This window comes from Streptomyces sp. NPDC002671 (assembly GCF_053592475.1).
In genome coordinates this window covers 1,228-2,385 of the sequence record NZ_JBSFVU010000153.1, presented here as the reverse complement: position 1 = coordinate 2,385, position 1,158 = coordinate 1,228, and the positions used below count along the sequence as shown (strand labels likewise).

Genomic DNA, 1,158 nt, shown 5'->3' with positions numbered 1-1,158 from the left:
ACCGCCGGGTTGGAGGACTGCAACTCGGTATAGGACCCCAGTCCGAAGGCCGGATTCTGCTTGCGGATCTCGATCATGCGGCGGGTCCAGTGGAGCAGGCTGGACGGGGACGACATGGAGGCCTCGACGTTGGTGACCTGGTAGCCGTAGACCGGGTCCATGATCGTGGGCAGGAAGAGGCGTCCGGGGTCGCTGGAGGAGAAGCCGGCGTTGCGGTCGGGGGTCCACTGCATGGGGGTGCGGACGGCGTCGCGGTCGCCGAGCCAGATGTTGTCGCCCATGCCGATCTCGTCGCCGTAGTAGAGGATCGGCGAGCCGGGCAGGGACAGCAGCAGAGCCGTGAACAGCTCGATCTGGTTGCGGTCGTTGTCGAGCAGGGGGGCGAGGCGGCGGCGGATGCCGATGTTGGCGCGCATACGCGGGTCTTTCGCGTATTCGGCCCACATGTAGTCGCGTTCCTCGTCGGTGACCATTTCGAGGGTCAGCTCGTCGTGGTTGCGCAGGAAGATGCCCCACTGGCAGCCGGAGGGAATGGCGGGGGTCTTGGCGAGGATTTCCGAGACGGGGTAGCGGGATTCGCGTCGGACGGCCATGAAGATGCGGGGCATGACCGGGAAGTGGAAGGCCATGTGGCATTCGTCGCCGCCGCCCTGGAAGTCACCGAAGTAGTCGACCACGTCCTCCGGCCACTGATTGGCCTCCGCCAGCAGCACGGTGTCGGGGTACTGGGCGTCGATCTCGCGCCGCACCCGCTTCAGGAACTTGTGGGTGGCGGGCAGGTTCTCGCAGTTGGTGCCCTCCCGCTGGTACAGGTACGGCACCGCGTCGAGGCGGAATCCGTCGATGCCCAGGTCCAGCCAGAACCGCAGCGCGGAGAGGATCTCCTCCTGCACGGCCGGGTTCTCGTAGTTGAGGTCCGGCTGGTGCGAGAAGAAGCGGTGCCAGAAGTACTGCTTGCGGACCGGGTCGTAGGTCCAGTTGGAGGCCTCGGTGTCGACGAAGATGATCCGCGCGTCCTGGTACTGCTTGTCGTCGTCGGCCCATACGTAGTAGTCGCCGTAGGGGCCGTCGGGGTTCTTGCGGGACTCCTGGAACCACGGGTGCTGGTCGCTGGTGTGGTTCATGACGAAGTCGATGATGACGCGCATGCCGCGCTGA

General features: G+C 65.6%; 1 protein-coding gene. It reads right to left on the bottom strand.

The window, feature by feature from the left end; translation table 11 throughout:
- A partial coding sequence (gene treS, locus ACWD35_RS45365; protein WP_451357159.1) for a maltose alpha-D-glucosyltransferase occupies positions 1–1,158 on the bottom strand: 1,158 nt, incomplete at both ends.